Origin of the sequence: Streptomyces sp. ATCC 21386 (genome assembly GCF_018728545.1) — a bacterium.
Taxonomy (GTDB): Bacteria; Actinomycetota; Actinomycetes; order Streptomycetales; family Streptomycetaceae; genus Streptomyces.
This window is the reverse complement of sequence record NZ_JAAVVL010000001.1, coordinates 3,232,817-3,247,432: the sequence shown is the minus strand read 5'-3', so window position 1 is coordinate 3,247,432 and position 14,616 is coordinate 3,232,817. Positions and strand designations below refer to the sequence as shown.

Annotated in this window: 11 protein-coding genes and 1 pseudogene; 5 read left to right on the top strand and 7 right to left on the bottom strand. The window is 71.6% G+C overall.

Features of this window, described 5'->3' with window-relative positions; all coding sequences use genetic code 11:
- Positions 1-113: 113 nt before the first annotated feature.
- On the bottom strand, positions 114-398 hold the full coding sequence (locus GWK25_RS14175; protein WP_215450499.1) for a helix-turn-helix domain-containing protein: 285 nt from the start codon (positions 396-398) through the stop codon (positions 114-116).
- A 73-nt stretch (positions 399-471) separates the two neighbouring features.
- Between GWK25_RS14175 and map the strand changes: the two genes are divergently transcribed.
- The gene (map, locus tag GWK25_RS14170; protein ID WP_215450497.1) at positions 472-1,257 is read left to right on the top strand and encodes a type I methionyl aminopeptidase; all 786 of its coding nucleotides are present in this window, start codon (positions 472-474) and stop codon (positions 1,255-1,257) included.
- Between the two features lie 230 nt (positions 1,258-1,487).
- Here the strand turns inward: map and GWK25_RS44540 are convergent.
- The 3 genes and pseudogenes from GWK25_RS44540 to GWK25_RS14155 form a co-directional block, all read right to left on the bottom strand.
- Positions 1,488-1,962, bottom strand: a pseudogene (locus tag GWK25_RS44540) (alpha/beta fold hydrolase); the annotation flags it as partial.
- A gap of 264 nt (positions 1,963-2,226) precedes the next feature.
- Positions 2,227-3,861, bottom strand: coding sequence for an MFS transporter (locus tag GWK25_RS14160; protein WP_251828860.1), 1,635 nt, complete (start codon positions 3,859-3,861; stop codon positions 2,227-2,229).
- Between the two features lie 94 nt (positions 3,862-3,955).
- Positions 3,956-5,002, bottom strand: a complete 1,047-nt coding sequence (locus GWK25_RS14155; protein WP_215450495.1) for an NAD(P)/FAD-dependent oxidoreductase — start codon at positions 5,000-5,002, stop codon at positions 3,956-3,958.
- A gap of 306 nt (positions 5,003-5,308) precedes the next feature.
- On the opposite strand from GWK25_RS14155, the gene GWK25_RS14150 reads away from it, so the two are divergent.
- Both GWK25_RS14150 and GWK25_RS14145 read left to right on the top strand, forming a co-directional pair.
- Positions 5,309-5,932 (top strand): TetR/AcrR family transcriptional regulator, encoded by a 624-nt coding sequence (locus GWK25_RS14150; RefSeq protein ID WP_215450493.1) that lies wholly within the window; start codon positions 5,309-5,311, stop codon positions 5,930-5,932.
- 72 nt (positions 5,933-6,004) lie between these two features.
- Positions 6,005-8,587, top strand: a complete 2,583-nt coding sequence (locus GWK25_RS14145; RefSeq protein WP_215450491.1) for an ATP-dependent Clp protease ATP-binding subunit — start codon at positions 6,005-6,007, stop codon at positions 8,585-8,587.
- Here the strand turns inward: GWK25_RS14145 and ggt are convergent.
- Positions 8,580-10,385: a gamma-glutamyltransferase gene (gene ggt, locus GWK25_RS14140; RefSeq protein ID WP_251828859.1), complete on the bottom strand. Its 1,806-nt coding sequence runs from the start codon at positions 10,383-10,385 to the stop codon at positions 8,580-8,582. The two genes, GWK25_RS14145 and ggt, sit on opposite strands and share 8 nt — an antisense overlap.
- Positions 10,386-10,517: 132 nt before the next feature.
- Between ggt and GWK25_RS14135 the strand changes: the two genes are divergently transcribed.
- Together GWK25_RS14135 and GWK25_RS14130 are read left to right on the top strand one after the other, a co-directional pair.
- Positions 10,518-11,279 carry a hypothetical protein gene (locus GWK25_RS14135; protein WP_215450489.1) on the top strand — a complete coding sequence of 254 codons (762 nt, stop codon included), beginning with the start codon at positions 10,518-10,520 and terminating at the stop codon, positions 11,277-11,279.
- Positions 11,280-11,386: 107 nt separating this feature from the next.
- Entirely contained in the window at positions 11,387-12,985 is a 1,599-nt protein-coding gene (locus GWK25_RS14130) for a CocE/NonD family hydrolase (RefSeq protein ID WP_215450488.1), read from the top strand.
- A 155-nt stretch (positions 12,986-13,140) separates the two neighbouring features.
- On the opposite strand, the gene GWK25_RS14125 is transcribed toward GWK25_RS14130, so the two are convergent.
- Positions 13,141-13,884 (bottom strand): amino acid ABC transporter ATP-binding protein, encoded by a 744-nt coding sequence (locus GWK25_RS14125; RefSeq protein WP_215450486.1) that lies wholly within the window; start codon positions 13,882-13,884, stop codon positions 13,141-13,143.
- A gap of 221 nt (positions 13,885-14,105) precedes the next feature.
- Positions 14,106-14,555, bottom strand: coding sequence for a DUF6278 family protein (locus tag GWK25_RS14120; protein WP_215450484.1), 450 nt, complete (start codon positions 14,553-14,555; stop codon positions 14,106-14,108).
- Positions 14,556-14,616: the final 61 nt, after the last annotated feature.

Sequence of the window (14,616 nt, the reverse complement as noted above, 5' to 3'; positions counted from 1 at the left end):
GTGAAGTTTTCGGAGCGGACGCAGTGTGCCGTCCGCGCCGCCCCGATGACTGTGCGCGAAGGAGTCCGGCCAGGGCCGGCGAACAACTTCGGCCAGGGCGGCGGCGGCCCGCCTCAGGCCACCGCCGCCACCGTCGGCGTCGGCGCCTCGACGGCGGCCGGGCCGCACCGCGTCACGAGGTCGTCCATGGACAGACCCAGCGCGCGGGCGAGGGCGGCGACCGTGAAGAAGGCCGGGGTGGGGGCACGGCCGGTCTCGATCTTCCGCAGGGTCTCCGCGGAGATGCCCGCGCCGGCGGCGACCTCCGCCATGCTGCGGCCGCCACGGGCGTCACGCAGCAACCGGCCGAGCCGCTCGCCGCGTTCGCGCTCTTCGGGGGTGAGAGGGGTGCGCACCATGACCCCATTCTAATACCGATCCCTTCCGGTGGGCCGGTATTAGAATTGGGTACCAAGCGGTATAGTAATTGGCATGGTGGAACTGAAGACGGATGAGTCGATCGACGCGATGTACGAGACGGGGCAGGTCGTGGGGCAGGCGCTCACGGCCGTGCGGGACGCCGCCGACGTGGGGGTCTCGCTGCTCGAACTGGACGAACTGGCCCACGAGGTGCTGCGGAAGGCGGGCGCCACCTCCCCCTTCCTGGGCTACCACCCCTCGTTCGCGCCCACGCCCTTCCCGGCGGTGCTCTGCGCCTCCGTGAACGACGCGATCGTGCACGGCATCCCCACGGCGTACCGGCTGCGCGACGGGGACCTCGTGTCCCTCGACTTCGGCGCGCAGCTGGGCGGCTGGGCCGGGGACTCGGCGCTCAGCTTCGTGGTGGGCACGCCGCGCACGGCGGACCTGCGGCTCGTCGCGACGGCCGAGCGCGCCCTCGCGGCGGGTATCGAGGCGGCCGTCGTGGGCAACCGCATCGGCGACATCGCCCACGCGATCGGCAGCGTCTGCCGGGCCGCCGGGTACGGCATCCCCGACGGGTTCGGCGGGCACGGCATCGGGCGCAGGATGCACGAGGACCCGGGGGTGCCGAACGAGGGCCGCCCCGGGCGCGGGATGAAGCTGCGGCACGGGATGGTCCTGGCGATCGAGCCGATGGTGATCGGCGGGGGTACGGACGGGTACCACGCGGCCCCGGACGGCTGGACGTTGCGCACGAACGACGGTTCCCGGGCGGCGCACGCGGAGCACACGGTGGCGATCACGGAGGCGGGGCCGCGGGTGCTGACCGCGCGGGCGCCCTTCGAACGCGGCTGAGCTGGCGCCGGTCGTCCGGCTGCGGGTGGGGGCTTCTCGCCAGCTCCCCGCGTCCCTTGAGGGCCTCTTACGGGCCTACGGTCTCTTCGGGCCCCCGGCCTGGCCCTGGACACCATCACAAGCCTGTCCGCCACCGTCGAGCGCGCTACCCCTTCACCAGGCCGGGGCCGGCTCTCGGGTGGTCAGGCCGCCGCGTTCAGCAGGTCGGCCAGTACGTCCGGCCGTTCCAGCACGGTCGGGTAGCCGGGACGGCGGCCACCTGGAGGAGTCCGTCCAGGTAGTCCTCCCGCAGCGCTCTCTTGTCGCCGAGGCCGCCCCGCATGATCGCGCGGAGGGCGGGCTTGGGCTGCAGCCCCGCGATCACCGGACCCACTACGGGGGCGAGGGCACCGCTGACCACGAGTCGGGCGAGAAGGCCGGACCGGGCGACCCCGCCGCGGAAGTGTAGGCGTTCACCGGGACGACGCGCCGTACCCGCTCCGGGAGATCGGCCGCGGTGGTCAGGGCGAGCACAGCCCCCATGGACTCCCCGACCAGTGTGACGTCGCGGAGGTCGAGTTCGGCCAGGAGCCGCTTGACGCCCGCACGCATGGCCGGTTCCTCGTACGAGGCGCCGGGCACGATCTCGGAGTAGCCCATCCCCGGCAGGTCGAGGGCGTAGACGGTGTAGTGGTCCGAGACCAGCGGGATGAGGTGGCGGTAGTTGCGGCCGCTGATCGGCTACGCCCTTGATGTCGGGGCCACAGCGCCATCGCCCGTTCGGCCTGGGCGGTGCTGGTCAGTGACGGGTTGACCCCGAGGTGAGCGGCAGCGGCGGGGGCAGACCCTCGTCCGGAGCACGCCCGCGCCCTGCGCGTCTCGCGCCGCCGGGCTCCTGCCCGACGCGCCTGGCCGGCGATCCGGCTGAGGCGGCGCCCGGCGCTCCGGCGGGCGCGTCCCCGGCGATGCGAGGGACGCCCCGTCGGCGGTCTAGCGGGGGGGGACCCGGTGTGCTCCGGCACAGTCGCCGCCTCGCTCGCCGCCGTCCCGGCCCCCCGGCTCGGCGCTCTCGCCCGCGAACCCGCGCCGGCCCGGCAGGACCGCGAAGACGATCAGTGTTCCGGCGGCCATGATGATCCCGCCGACGAGGCTGGTCTGGGCGACGCCGTGGGCGAAGGCCTGGTGGACGGCGTCCACGGCGGCCTGGGCCTGCTGGGGCCCGGCGGAGGGATCCTGCGCGACCCGCTCCGCTACGGCCAGGCCGGCGCCGACCGAGTCCCTGGCGATCTCCATCGCCTCGCCGGGGAGCCGGTTGCCGACCAGGTCGGTCAGCTCGTCCCGGTAGGCCGTGCCCAGCAGCGAGCCCAGCACCGCGATGCCCAGCGCCCCGCCCAGTTCGAGCGCGGTGTCGTTGACACCGCCGCCGACGCCCAGCTCGGACTCGGGGAAGGATCCCATGATCGTGTCGGTCGCCGGGGAGATGCTCAGTCCGAGCGCGAGGCCCAGCATCATCAGCGGCACCAGGAAGTCCCCGTACGTCGACCCCTTGTCGATCTGGGTGAGCAGGAGCATGCCCGCCGTGCCGACGGCCATGCCGGTCACGACCATCACCCTCACCCCCAGCTTCGGGGCGAGCAGCCCGGTCACCGCGGACCCGAGGAACACCGCACCGCCCAGCGGCAGCAGCCGTACACCCGTGTCGAGGGCGCCGTAGCCGAGGACGAACTGCAGGAACTGCGTCGCGTAGTAGATCACGGCGAACATACCGAAGAAGAAGAACAGCACCGCGAGCATCGACCCGGTGAAGGGCCGCAGCGCGAACTTGCGGACGTCCAGCATCGGGTGCGGGTGCCGCAGCTCCCAGGCGACGAAGGCGACCAGACCGGCACCGGCGACCACGGCGGCGGTGACGGGGCCGGCGCCCCAGCCGGAGTGCGGGCCCTCGATGGCGGCGTAGATCAGGGAGCCGACGGAGACGATCGACAGCAGACCACCGACGTAGTCGATGCGGCCCATGCCCTCCGCCTTCGACGGCGGTACCAGGGCGAGCGCGCCGAACACGGCGACGAGGGCGATCGGCACGTTGATCAGGAAGGTCGAGCCCCAGGCGTGGTCCTCCAGCAGCCAGCCGGAGACCAGCGGGCCGACGGCCACCGCCACCCCGGAGGTCGCGGCCCAGGCCGTGATGGCCTTGGCCCGCTCGCTCCGGGGGAAGGTCGCGACCACCAGGGACAGCGTGGCCGGCATCACGACCGCGGCACCGACACCCATGATCGCGCGGGCCACGATGACCAGCGTGGTCTCGTCGACCAGGCTCCCCATCACCGAACCGCCGGCGAAGATCAGCAACCCCAGCACCAGCGCACCGCGTCGGCTGTACTTGTCGCCTATCGCGCCCAGCACCAGCATCAGCGCCGCGTACGGAACGGTGTAGCTGTCGACGACCCACTGCAGATCACTGCTGCTCAGGCCCAGATCGGTGGTCATGTCGGGGGCGGCGACGATCAGCGACGTGTTCGCCATCACCGTGATCAGCAGGCTCAGGCACAGCACGAGCAGCGCCCACCAGCGCCGCGCGTAAGGCCCCGTCATTTTCTCCACGGGGGTGTTCGCGAGGAAGGACATCAGAAGCTCCTGAGGGGGACGGGGCGGACGAGCGGAATCACTTGACTGCCCGTGAGTCGAGCGGGCGACGGGCTGGGTTCTCCGGGCTTCGAGATCATCGTGTGGCCGCTTGTGGGCTTGCCTCGGCGATCCCCTGGAGGGCCGCGTCGGTGTCCGCGATGGCCAGCACCTTGTTGATGTCGGCGCCGGCCAGTGCGCCGGCCGCCGCGGAGGCCCCGACCTGGGCGACCGGATCGGTGACGTTGCCGGCCACCCACACACCCGGCACCTCGCTGGTGCCGGCCATGCCGGAGGCGAAACCGCGGCCCATGTTCGGCAGGTCCCGCACCGGCAGGCCCAGACCTTCCAGGCCCTGGGTGCGGGCCTGCATCTGCGGGGCGACGGCGAGGACGCGGCGGGCCACGACCTGGCCGTCGGCCAGGCGCACACCCGCGAGGGCACCGTCCTCGTCGTCCACGACCTCGGTGACCGGGGTGTCGACGACGCGGATGCCGCGGGCGGCGAAGCGGGCGCGGCTGTCCTCGTCCAGGTCGGTGCCGTGGGTGAAGTAGGTCAGGTCCTCGGTCAGCTGGCGGAACAGATACGCGTGGCCGATGGAGGCCGGGCCGGTGGCGAGGATGCCGACGGGCTCGTCGCGCACCTCCCAGCCGTGGCAGTACGGGCAGTGCACCACGCTGTGTCCCCAGTGCTCGGCGAGCCCGGGCACCTCCGGGAGCACATCCTTCAGGCCGGTGGCCACCAGGACGCGGCGGGCGGTGGTGCGGCGGCCGTCGGCCAGGGTGACGGTGAACCGCAGGTCCCCGTCCGCCGACGGGGCGGCGGGCTCGGCCGAGACCACCTCGCCGAACACGACGCGTCCGCCGTACTGGCGCACCTGCTCCCGGCCCCGTCGAAGGATCTCGGGCGGCGGGGTGCCGTCCAGGGCGAGGAGGCCGTGCACGGCCTCCGCCGGAGCGTTGCGCGGCAAGCCGCTGTCGATCACGACGACCGAGCGGCGGGAGCGGGCGAGGATCAGCGCACCGTTCAGCCCCGCGGCGCCCCCGCCGATCACCACCGCGTCGACGGTCCCCTCGGCCAGTGCGTCGCTCGCGTACGGAGGAGGCGTCACAGCCGTGGCCTCCTGCCTTTCCTTGTCAGTCATGGTTCGGTCAACCTTTCGAGTTCTGGGTGGTCGCAGGGGTCAGCTGTTCAGGAAGCCCACGATGTGGTCGGCGATGGAGTTCGCCGTCGCCGGGATCGCGAGGATCAGACCGGGCCTTGCCGGCCTGGAAGGCGTCGCGATGCCGGGCGGCGCAAGGGAGTGCACAGCACGGGTTGCTCTCCATCGCGCCAGGCGTGCAAGCACCCTGTCCGGTGAGCTCAGAGGGGTTTTTTACTGAACAGTCCGGAACCTAGGCGGTTCTGTACTGAGTTGTCAAATACCTCGGCGCGGTCGTACCTTCTACGTATGGCGAGACCACGAAGCTTCGACCGCGACCACGTCCTCCATGCCGCCGAGCGGCAGTTCCGCGCCTCGGGCTACAACGGCACGAGCGTCGACGACATCAGCGCCGCCACCGGCCTGGGCCGCGGCAGCCTCTATGCCGCGTTCGAGGGCAAGCACGGCGTGCTGCTGGAGGCGATGGCCGGCTACTTCGCCCGGCTGGGGCAGGGGCCGCGGAAGATGCTCGCCGGACCGGACGAGGGCGCCCTGGAACGACTGCACGCGTACTTGCTCCGCGCCGTCCACGGGGTGCCCCTCGCGGCCGACGTGCCCCCCGCCTCCGACCGGGCGGGGGCGGCCTGCTTCGCCGCCAAGATGGCCCTGGAGGTCGGCGCCTCCGACCCCGAGGTGAAACGCCTGGCCAAGGAGTGCTTCTCCGTGGTCCGGACGGCGGTGGCCGAGTGTGTGCGGGCGGCGCAGCGCAACGGTGACATCGACCCCGACGCGGACCCCGACGACCTCGCGTACCTTCTGCTGACCGTCATCCGCGGGACCGATGTCGTAGGCGCGTACGGCCACAGCCCCGACCGCCTGACCTCGATCGCGGAGAGCGCGTTCGCCTTGCTGCCTCGCCCGCGCCACAGCTGAGACGAGCCAGGTTTACGCGCCGCCGTGACCTCGTGGGGCTAGAGACCTCCGTACACGGGAACCCGGCGCCGAATGAACAGCGAATTCCCGGGGCCGGAGGGCTACGGTCCGGACCCCTTCACCGAGTTCTTCGCCCGTTTCTTCGGCGGCCCGCGCCCGCAGCGGATCGAGATCGGCCGGCTGATGAGCGGCCAGGCCCGCCAGTTGGTGGCCGACGCGGCGGCCTACGCGGCGCGGCACGGCAGCACCGACCTGGACACCCAGCATCTGCTGCGTGCCGCGCTGAGCGCCGAACCGACCCGAAGTCTGGTGGCCCGCGCGGGTGCCGACCCCGACGCGCTGGCCGGTGCGATCGACGAGCGGTCGGGGCCCGAGCGGCACAAACCCGGCCAGGGGCCCGCCCCCGCGTCGCTCGCGCTCACCCCGGCGGTCAAGCGTGCCCTGTTGGACGCGCACGAGCTGGCCCGGGCCACCGGCGCCGGCCACATAGGCCCCGAACACGTCCTCAGCGCCCTCGCCGCCAACCCGGACTCGGCCGCCGGTCACATCCTCGGCGCCGCGCACCTGTCGGCCGGCGCGCTGCCGCCGGACGCGGCGGACCCGTCGGCACCGACGCCGCCCGTGGGCATCCCCTTGTCCGGGTTCCCCCGCTCCGACCTTCCGCGGCGCTCCGGCAGCGCCACCCCGACCCTCGACAAGTACGGCCGCGACCTGACCGACCTCGCCCTCCAGGGCCGTATCGACCCGGTCATCGGCCGGGAGGCGGAGATCGAGCAGACCGTCGAGGTGCTCTCCCGGCGCGGCAAGAACAACCCGGTACTGATCGGTGAGGCGGGTGTCGGCAAGACCGCGATCGTGGAGGGGCTGGCCCAGCGCATCGCCGACGGTGACGTGCCCGATGTGCTGGCCGGGCGCCGTGTGGTCGCCCTGGACCTGTCCGGTGTGGTCGCCGGGACCCGTTACCGGGGCGACTTCGAGGAGCGGCTCACCAACATCGTCGACGAGATCCGCGCGCACTCCGCCGAACTGGTCGTCTTCATCGACGAGTTGCACACGGTCGTGGGCGCCGGCTCCGGTGAGGGCAGCGCGATGGACGCGGGCAACATCCTCAAACCGGCCCTCGCGCGCGGCGAGCTGAACATCGTCGGGGCGACGACGCTGGAGGAGTACCGGCGGATCGAACGTGACGCGGCGCTGGCCCGCCGGTTCCAGCCGGTACTGGTCCCGGAGCCGGACAGCGGTGACGCCCTGGAGATCCTGCGGGGGCTGCGCGACCGCTACGAGGCCCACCACCAGGTCCGCTACACCGACGAGGCACTGGCGGCCGCCGTGGAGCTGTCCAACCGGTATCTCACCGACCGACGGCTGCCCGACAAGGCCATCGACCTGATGGACCAGGCCGGCGCCCGGGTCCGGCTGCGGGCGCGGACCAAGGGCACGGACGTACGGGCCCTGGAGCGGGAGATCGAGCAGCTGACCCGGGACAAGGACCAGGCGGTCACCGGTGAGCGGTACGAGCAGGCGACCCGGTTGCGGGACCGGATCGGGGAGCTGCGGCAGCGGATCGACGCGGGGCGCGACGAGGGGCGGGCCGACGACGGGCAGAGCCTGGAGATCGGTGCCGAGGACATCGCCGAGGTCGTCTCCCGGCAGACCGGCATCCCCGTCAGCAGCCTCACCCAGGAGGAACGGGAACGGCTGCTGGGGCTCGCGGAGCGGCTGCGCCGACGGGTCGTCGGACAGGACGAGGCGGTGGACGTGGTGGCGGACGCCGTACTGCGCTCGCGGGCCGGGCTCGCCAGTCCCGAACGGCCGATCGGCAGCTTCCTGTTCCTCGGCCCGACCGGCGTCGGCAAGACGGAGCTGGCCCGCGCGCTCGCGGAGGCCCTCTTCGGCAGCGAGGACCGGATGGTGCGGCTCGACATGAGCGAGTACCAGGAACGGCACACGGTCAGCCGCCTGGTGGGCGCCCCGCCCGGCTATGTCGGCCACGAGGAGGCCGGTCAGCTGACCGAGACCGTACGGCGCCACCCGTACTCGCTGCTGTTGCTGGACGAGGTGGAGAAGGCCCACCCGGACGTCTTCAACCTGCTGCTCCAGGTCCTCGACGACGGTCGGCTCACCGACTCGCAGGGCCGTACGGTCGACTTCACCAATGCCGTGGTCGTCATGACGAGCAACTTGGGCTCGGACGCCATCGGCCGGGCCGGGGCGGGGCTCGGTTTCTCGGCAGGCGGCGCCGAGGCGGACGAGGAGGACCGGCGGGAGCGGATCCTGCGGCCGCTCCGGGAGCACTTCCGGCCCGAGTTCCTCAACCGCATCGACGAGATCGTCGTCTTCCGCCGGCTCGGCGACGACCAACTGCGGCGGATCACCGATCTGTTGCTGGAAGGAACGCGGCGGCGGCTGCACGCGCGGGGCGTCACGATCGAGTTCGGCGAGCAGGCCGTCGACCATCTCGCCCGCCACGGCCACCAGCCCGAGTACGGCGCCCGGCCGCTGCGCCGCACGATCCAGCGGGAGGTCGACAACCCGCTGTCACGGCTGCTGCTCGACGGGCGGCTGCCGTCCGGCAGCCGGGTGGTGGCGGAGGTGGAGGACGGGCGGCTTGCGTTCCGTACGACGCCGCCGCCCGCCTCCGGGGGCGCTACCTGACGGGGTGCACGACCATCGCCGCGCCGCCGCCGCGCCGTACGGTCTCCGCGGCGGCCAGCCACTTGCCGTTGGGCAGACGCTGGACGGCGGTGGCCGCGCCGATCTCCGGGTTCTGCCGGAAGCCGTGCCCGATGGCTTCGAGTTCGGTCTTCAGCGGGCTGTTCCACAGGCCCGGTTCGAGTTCGGTGGTGGTCTGGTTGCGCTGACTGGCGCGCGGCGCGGCGATCGCGTCGACCAGCGGCAGGCCCCGGTCGAGGAAGCCGGTCAGGGTCTGCAGCACGGTCGTGATGATGGTCGCGCCGCCGGGCGAGCCGAGCGCCACCACGGGCTTGCCGTGCCCGTCGAGCACGATCGTCGGTGACATCGACGAACGCGGCCGCTTGCCCGGTCCCGGCAGGTTCGGGTCGTGCACGGCGGGGTTAGCCGGGGTGAAGGAGAAGTCCGTCAGCTCGTTGTTGAGGAGGAAGCCCCGGCCGGGCACGGTGATGCCGCTGCCACCGGTCTGCTCGATGGTCAGGGTGTAGGAGACGACGTTGCCCCACTTGTCGGCGACCGTGAGGTGGGTCGTGCTGTCGCCCTCGTACGTCGTCGGCGCGGCCGTGCCGCCGGTCGCGCAGGGCGCCGGGTTGCGCGGGTCACCGGGGGCGACGGGGCTGGTGAGCACCGCGTCGTCCTTGATCAGGCACTCGCGGGAGTCGGCGAACCGCTGCGAGAGCAGTTCCCTCGTCGGTACGTCCTCGAAGGCGGGGTCGCCGACCCAGCGGCCCCGGTCGGCGAACGCGATCCGGCTCGCCTCGATGTAACGGTGCAGGTACTGGACGTCGCTCGCCTTGGAGAGGTCGGTCCGCTCCAGGATGTTGAGCGCCTCGGAGACCGTCGTGCCGCCGGAGGAGGAGGGCGCCATGCCGTACACGCCGAGGCCGCGGTACGACGTCTTCGTGGGGGCCTGCCGCTTGGTGCGGTACCTGGCGAGGTCGGCCCTGGTCAGGTCGCCGGGGCGGGCGTTGTACCCCGAGGCCGGGTCGACCGGCGGCTTGTTGACCGTGTCGACGATGTCCTGGGCGAGGTCGCCCCGGTAGAGCGCGCCGACGCCCTTGCGGCCCAACTCGGCATAGGTGCGGGCCAGATCGGGGTTCTTGAGCGTCGAGCCGACCACCGGAAGCCTCCCTCCGGGGAGGTAGAGGTCGACCGTGGCCGGGAAGTTGCGGAACCGGGCCTCGTTGGAGGCGGTCTGGGCGCGGAAGGTCTCGTCGACCACGAACCCGTCGCGGGCGAGTCTCTCGGCGGGCTTCAGCAGCTTGTCGAGGGGTTTGCTGCCCCAGCTCTTCAGCGCGGTCCCCCAGGTGGCGGGGGTGCCGGGGGTGCCGACGCTCAGCCCGCTGGTGACGGCCTCGGCGAACGGGATCGGCTGCCCGTTCTCCAGGAAGAGGTCCTCGCCGGCGCTGAGCGGCGCGGTCTCGCGGCCGTCGACGGTGTGCACCGTACGGGACTTGGCGTCGTAGTAGACGAAGTAGCCGCCTCCGCCGATGCCCGCCGAGTAGGGCTCGGTGACACCGAGCGCGGCAGCCGTGGCCACCGCGGCGTCCACCGCGTTGCCGCCCTTGCGGAGCACCTCGATGCCGGCGGCGGAGGCGTCCGGGTCGACGCTGGAGACGGCGCCGCTGTAGCCGACGGCGACCGGGGTCTTCGAGGGGGTGTTCGTCGCCGCCGAGGTCGGCGGTGCCGCCCCCACCGACATCACGGCGGACGTCGCCGCCAGTACAGCCAGTTTCCGCGCGACAGGGCGACGCAGACGCATCCGTACCTCCAGTCAAGGACCGTCCGCGCAGACTAACGCGGCTGCCATGGCCCCGTCAGGAGGCACTCCGGGGCCATGAAGGGGACATGGGATTCGAGCACTGTTCGACGGCGCCCGCTACCATGCGCGGCCATGAATGACGACGTGCGCAATATCGTCCTCGGCGTGATCGCGGCGGGGCTCAGTGCCTCCCTGGGCTGGTTCTTCCGGACGTACCTGTGGAAGCGGAAGCTCCGCCGCAAGCAGACGTTCTTCGGGCTGCCGGCGAACTCGGAGTCCCTGCTGGTGGTCAACCGGGATCCGTCCAGCGCGGACCTGGCGGTCCACCGCTTCGACGTGTTCGCGCTGCTGGAGCTCTCCGCGCTGATCAAGGACTGCGGCTCGCACGCCCAGATCATCACCCAGGACGCGGCACAGCAGGGCTTCGGCGAGCGCACCGAGTTCTGCGTGGGAGGCCCCATATCAAATCGCCGGATGGCGGCGCACATAGGGGCGATGCTGCCCGGCGTCACCTTCAACAGCGATCCTGAGCCGGGCCCGCACCGGGCGGCCTTCCAGATCGGCAGCGAGCAGTACCGCCTGGAGCCCGGCGTCACCGAACACGTGCTCCTGGCGCGGCTCACCACCGGACAGCCGGACCAGGCCCGGCCGGTCTTCCTCTTCTGCGGCCAGCGCGCCATCACCAACCAGGCCGCCACGCGCTATCTCGCCCGCAACCACGAGCGTCTGCACCGCAAGTACGGAACGGGCACCTTCGTGCTCCTCCTGAAGGTCGTCAACTCCCAGGCGTACGGCGCCGACGTGGTCGAGCTCGTCGCGGACGTCACCCGGGCGGCCCAGACGCCGGCACCCGCACCGACCGCCCCCGCCCAGATCTCGCACCGCGCCTCATAGTTCACCGCCGAACGTTACCGTCACGTAACTTACCGAGGAGTTACTTCCGGTAAGGGTGTCCGGTTACCGTCGGGTCACTTTGCACTGACACGAGTGAGGAGCGACCCGTGAGACACCCGCACGGCACCACATCGCGTACGACCAGGGCGCTGCGGACGAGCGCCGTGGGCGCCGTCTCGGCCACCCTGGTCGCCGGCACGGCCCTCGGCCTCGCCCCCGCCGCCCAGGCGGCGTCAGGTTCCACCGCCGCGCCCACCACCCGCTTCGTCGACATCAAGGGCGAGGGCGGGATCGTCCTCAAGGCCAATGTGGTCGCCCCGGCGGACGCCTCCCGCACGTACCCGCTCCTGGTCCTGCCCACGAGCTGGGGTCTGCCCCAGGTCGAGTATCTGGCCCAGGCCCAGAAGCTGGCCGACGCGGGCTACGTCGTGGTCAGTTACAACGTGCGCGGCTTCTGGGAGTCCGGCGGATACATAGAGGTCGCCGGACCACCCGACATAGCCGACGCCTCCAAGGTGATCGACTGGGCACTCGCCAACACCCCGGCCGACGCGGCGCACATCGGCATGGCGGGGCTGTCGTACGGGGCGGGTATCAGTCTCCTCGCCGCCGCACACGACAAGCGCGTCAAGGCGGTCGCCGCGCTGAGCGGCTGGGCGGATCTGATCGACTCGATCTACGGCGGGCGCACCCAGCACCTCCAGGCGTCCGCCCTGCTCGACGGCGCCGGACGGATCACCGGGCGACAGAGCCCCGAACTCCAGCAGACCTTCAAGGACTTCTACGCCTCCAACCTCGCCAAGGAAGAGGACATGATCACCTGGGGGAAGAAACGTTCCCCCGAGACCTATGCGGACCGGCTCAACACCCACGGCACGGCCGTCATGCTCGCCAACGCCTGGGGCGACTCGATCTTCCCGCCCAACCAGTACGCCGACTTCTACGAGAAGCTCACCGGCCCGAAGCGGCTGGAGTTGCGGCCGGGCGACCACGCCACCACCGAGATGACCGGTCTGTTCGGGCTCCCCAACGACGTGTGGACGGACACCCGGCGCTGGTTCGACCGCTATCTGAAGGGCACCGCCAACGGCATCGACCGCGAGCAGCCCGTCCGGCTCAAGTCCCGTACGGGCGGCGCCTTCGAGGGCTACCCGGACTGGAAGTCGGTCACCGCCACCCGCAAGAAGATCGCCCTGGCGAGCGGTACCACGATCCGCGCGAACGTCGACTCGGGCGCGAACGGCGGGGTGGTCTTCCTCTCCAGCATCCTGGACCAGGTGGCCCAACTCCCGCCCGTGGCCTCGATACCGCTGCTGCCGCGCCGCTGGGCGGCCGTATGGCAGTCGGAGAAGTACCCGACCTCGCAGGCCGTGCGCGGCACCGCGAAACTGCACACCACGGTGACGGCCACCAAGGAGAGCGGCACCCTCGTCGCCTACCTGTACGACGTGGGCCCGCTCGGCCTCGGCAAGCTGGTCAGCCACGCGCCGTACACCTTCCACGGCGAGACGCCCGGCAAGCCGTTCGCTGTGGACCTGGAGTTGCTCTCCACGGCCTACGACGTTCCGGCGGGCCACCGCCTCGCCCTGGTCGTCGACACGGTCGACCCGCTCTACATCGAGCACAACCCGACCGGCGCGCAGCTGACCTTCTCCTCGCCGCCGAACGACCCGTCGTACGTGTCGATCCCGCTGCGCGAGCAGTGATCTCCGGCTGCCGCCGGGCGGGCCTGGCCCCAGGCTGCTGCGCGCCCGGCAGCAGCGTCCCTGTTCGGCCGGGGGTGGCGTCCACGGCCTCGCTCACCCCAAGTGGATGAACCGCTCATCGTAGTCGAGGCCCGCGTCCGGTCCAGCGCCGGTGGTCAGTGCTTGAGGATCTTGGAGAGAAAGTCCTTGGCGCGGTCGCTCTCCGGGTTCGTGAAGAACGCGTCCGGAGAGCGGTCCTCGACGATGCGGCCGTCCGCCATGAAGACCACCCGGTTGGCGGCCGATCGGGCGAAACCCATCTCATGGGTGACGACGACCATGGTCATGCCCTCGCGCGCCAACTGCTGCATCACTTCGAGGACTTCGTTGATCATCTCCGGGTCGAGGGCCGAGGTGGGCTCGTCGAACAGGATGACCTTGGGGTCCATGGCGAGGGCGCGGGCGATGGCCACCCGCTGCTGCTGGCCGCCGGAGAGCTGGGCCGGGTACTTCGGCGCCTGGTCGGCGAGACCGACCCGGGCCAGAAGTTCGCGCGAGCGCCGGCCGGCCTCCTCCTTCTTCCGTTTACGGACCTTGATCTGACCGAGCGACACATTCTGCAGGACCGTCTTGTGCGCGAAGAGGTTGAAGGACTGGAAGACCATGCCCACGTCCGCGCGGAGCGCCGCCAGGGCCTTGCCCTCGCTCGGCAGCGGCTGCCCGTCGATCCGGATCGTGCCGGAGCGGATGGGCTCCAGCCGGTTGATCGCCCTGCACAGCGTCGACTTCCCCGACCCGGACGGGCCGATGACGACGACCACCTCCCCCTTGCCGACGGTGAGGTCGATGTCCTGGAGGACATGCAGCTCCCCGAAGTACTTGTTCACGTCGTGCATCTCGATCAGCGGTTCGACCGCCATGCCCTGCCCGCCCTACTCGCCCTCGACCGTGTGATGTCGCAGGTGCCGCAAACTATCCGGACGGAGGGGACCGCAAGACGCGACACGCACTCGCGGGGATTAGCCGTATTGTCGGCCGCCGTCCGCCTGTCCGCCGCCGTCCGCCTGTCCGCCGCCGTCCGCCTGTCGGTCACCGTCCGCTCGTCCGCCGCTGTCCGCGCCGGGGAGCGCGCGCGGGCCGCTCACTGCTCGGCGACCTCGGCGTAGAGCTGGGAGAGCTCCGGTGCGCCGCTGGCGGCCCACGCCTGGCCCGCCTCCACCACGTCGATCTCACGTCCGGAGTCCAGCCGCACCACGGGCTGGCCGTTGGGCCAGATCTCCCAGCGGGCGCCCGGGACGGTCCGGACCACGACCGTGCCCAGGTAGAGGCCCGCGTCGTTCCCGAGCCAGGCCGCGGTCTCCTCGTCGTCGCGCCAGCGCGGGACGAGTTGGTCGATCGCCTCCAACGAGCCTGCGGAGTCGTCGAGTTCGACTCCGTCCAGCGCCGCCTGCGCGCGCAGCAGTTCGCATTCGGAGAGAAGTTCGGCGAGGCCCTCGTGACCGTCGTCGTCACCGTCGCCGCCGGTGAACACCGCGACCCCGAACGCGGGGTCACGCCTCTTGCGCCAGTTGCCCAGGAAAGAGATGTTCATGTGCTCAGCGTGTCACCCGCCTCACCCTTCGCACCACAGGCGCGCGGAAACCGCTTGTTCG

What these genes read in the sequence shown, in the direction of transcription:
- GWK25_RS14175 (WP_215450499.1), bottom strand. Translation starts at nt 398, where the DNA reads ATGGTGCGCACCCCTCTCACCCCCGAAGAGCGCGAACGCGGCGAGCGG.
- map (WP_215450497.1), top strand. Translation starts at nt 472, where the DNA reads ATGGTGGAACTGAAGACGGATGAGTCGATCGACGCGATGTACGAGACG.
- GWK25_RS14160 (WP_251828860.1), bottom strand. Translation starts at nt 3,861, where the DNA reads ATGTCCTTCCTCGCGAACACCCCCGTGGAGAAAATGACGGGGCCTTAC.
- GWK25_RS14155 (WP_215450495.1), bottom strand. Translation starts at nt 5,002, where the DNA reads ATGACTGACAAGGAAAGGCAGGAGGCCACGGCTGTGACGCCTCCTCCG.
- GWK25_RS14150 (WP_215450493.1), top strand. Translation starts at nt 5,309, where the DNA reads ATGGCGAGACCACGAAGCTTCGACCGCGACCACGTCCTCCATGCCGCC.
- GWK25_RS14145 (WP_215450491.1), top strand. Translation starts at nt 6,005, where the DNA reads ATGAACAGCGAATTCCCGGGGCCGGAGGGCTACGGTCCGGACCCCTTC.
- ggt (WP_251828859.1), bottom strand. Translation starts at nt 10,385, where the DNA reads ATGCGTCTGCGTCGCCCTGTCGCGCGGAAACTGGCTGTACTGGCGGCG.
- GWK25_RS14135 (WP_215450489.1), top strand. Translation starts at nt 10,518, where the DNA reads ATGAATGACGACGTGCGCAATATCGTCCTCGGCGTGATCGCGGCGGGG.
- GWK25_RS14125 (WP_215450486.1), bottom strand. Translation starts at nt 13,884, where the DNA reads ATGGCGGTCGAACCGCTGATCGAGATGCACGACGTGAACAAGTACTTC.
- GWK25_RS14120 (WP_215450484.1), bottom strand. Translation starts at nt 14,555, where the DNA reads ATGAACATCTCTTTCCTGGGCAACTGGCGCAAGAGGCGTGACCCCGCG.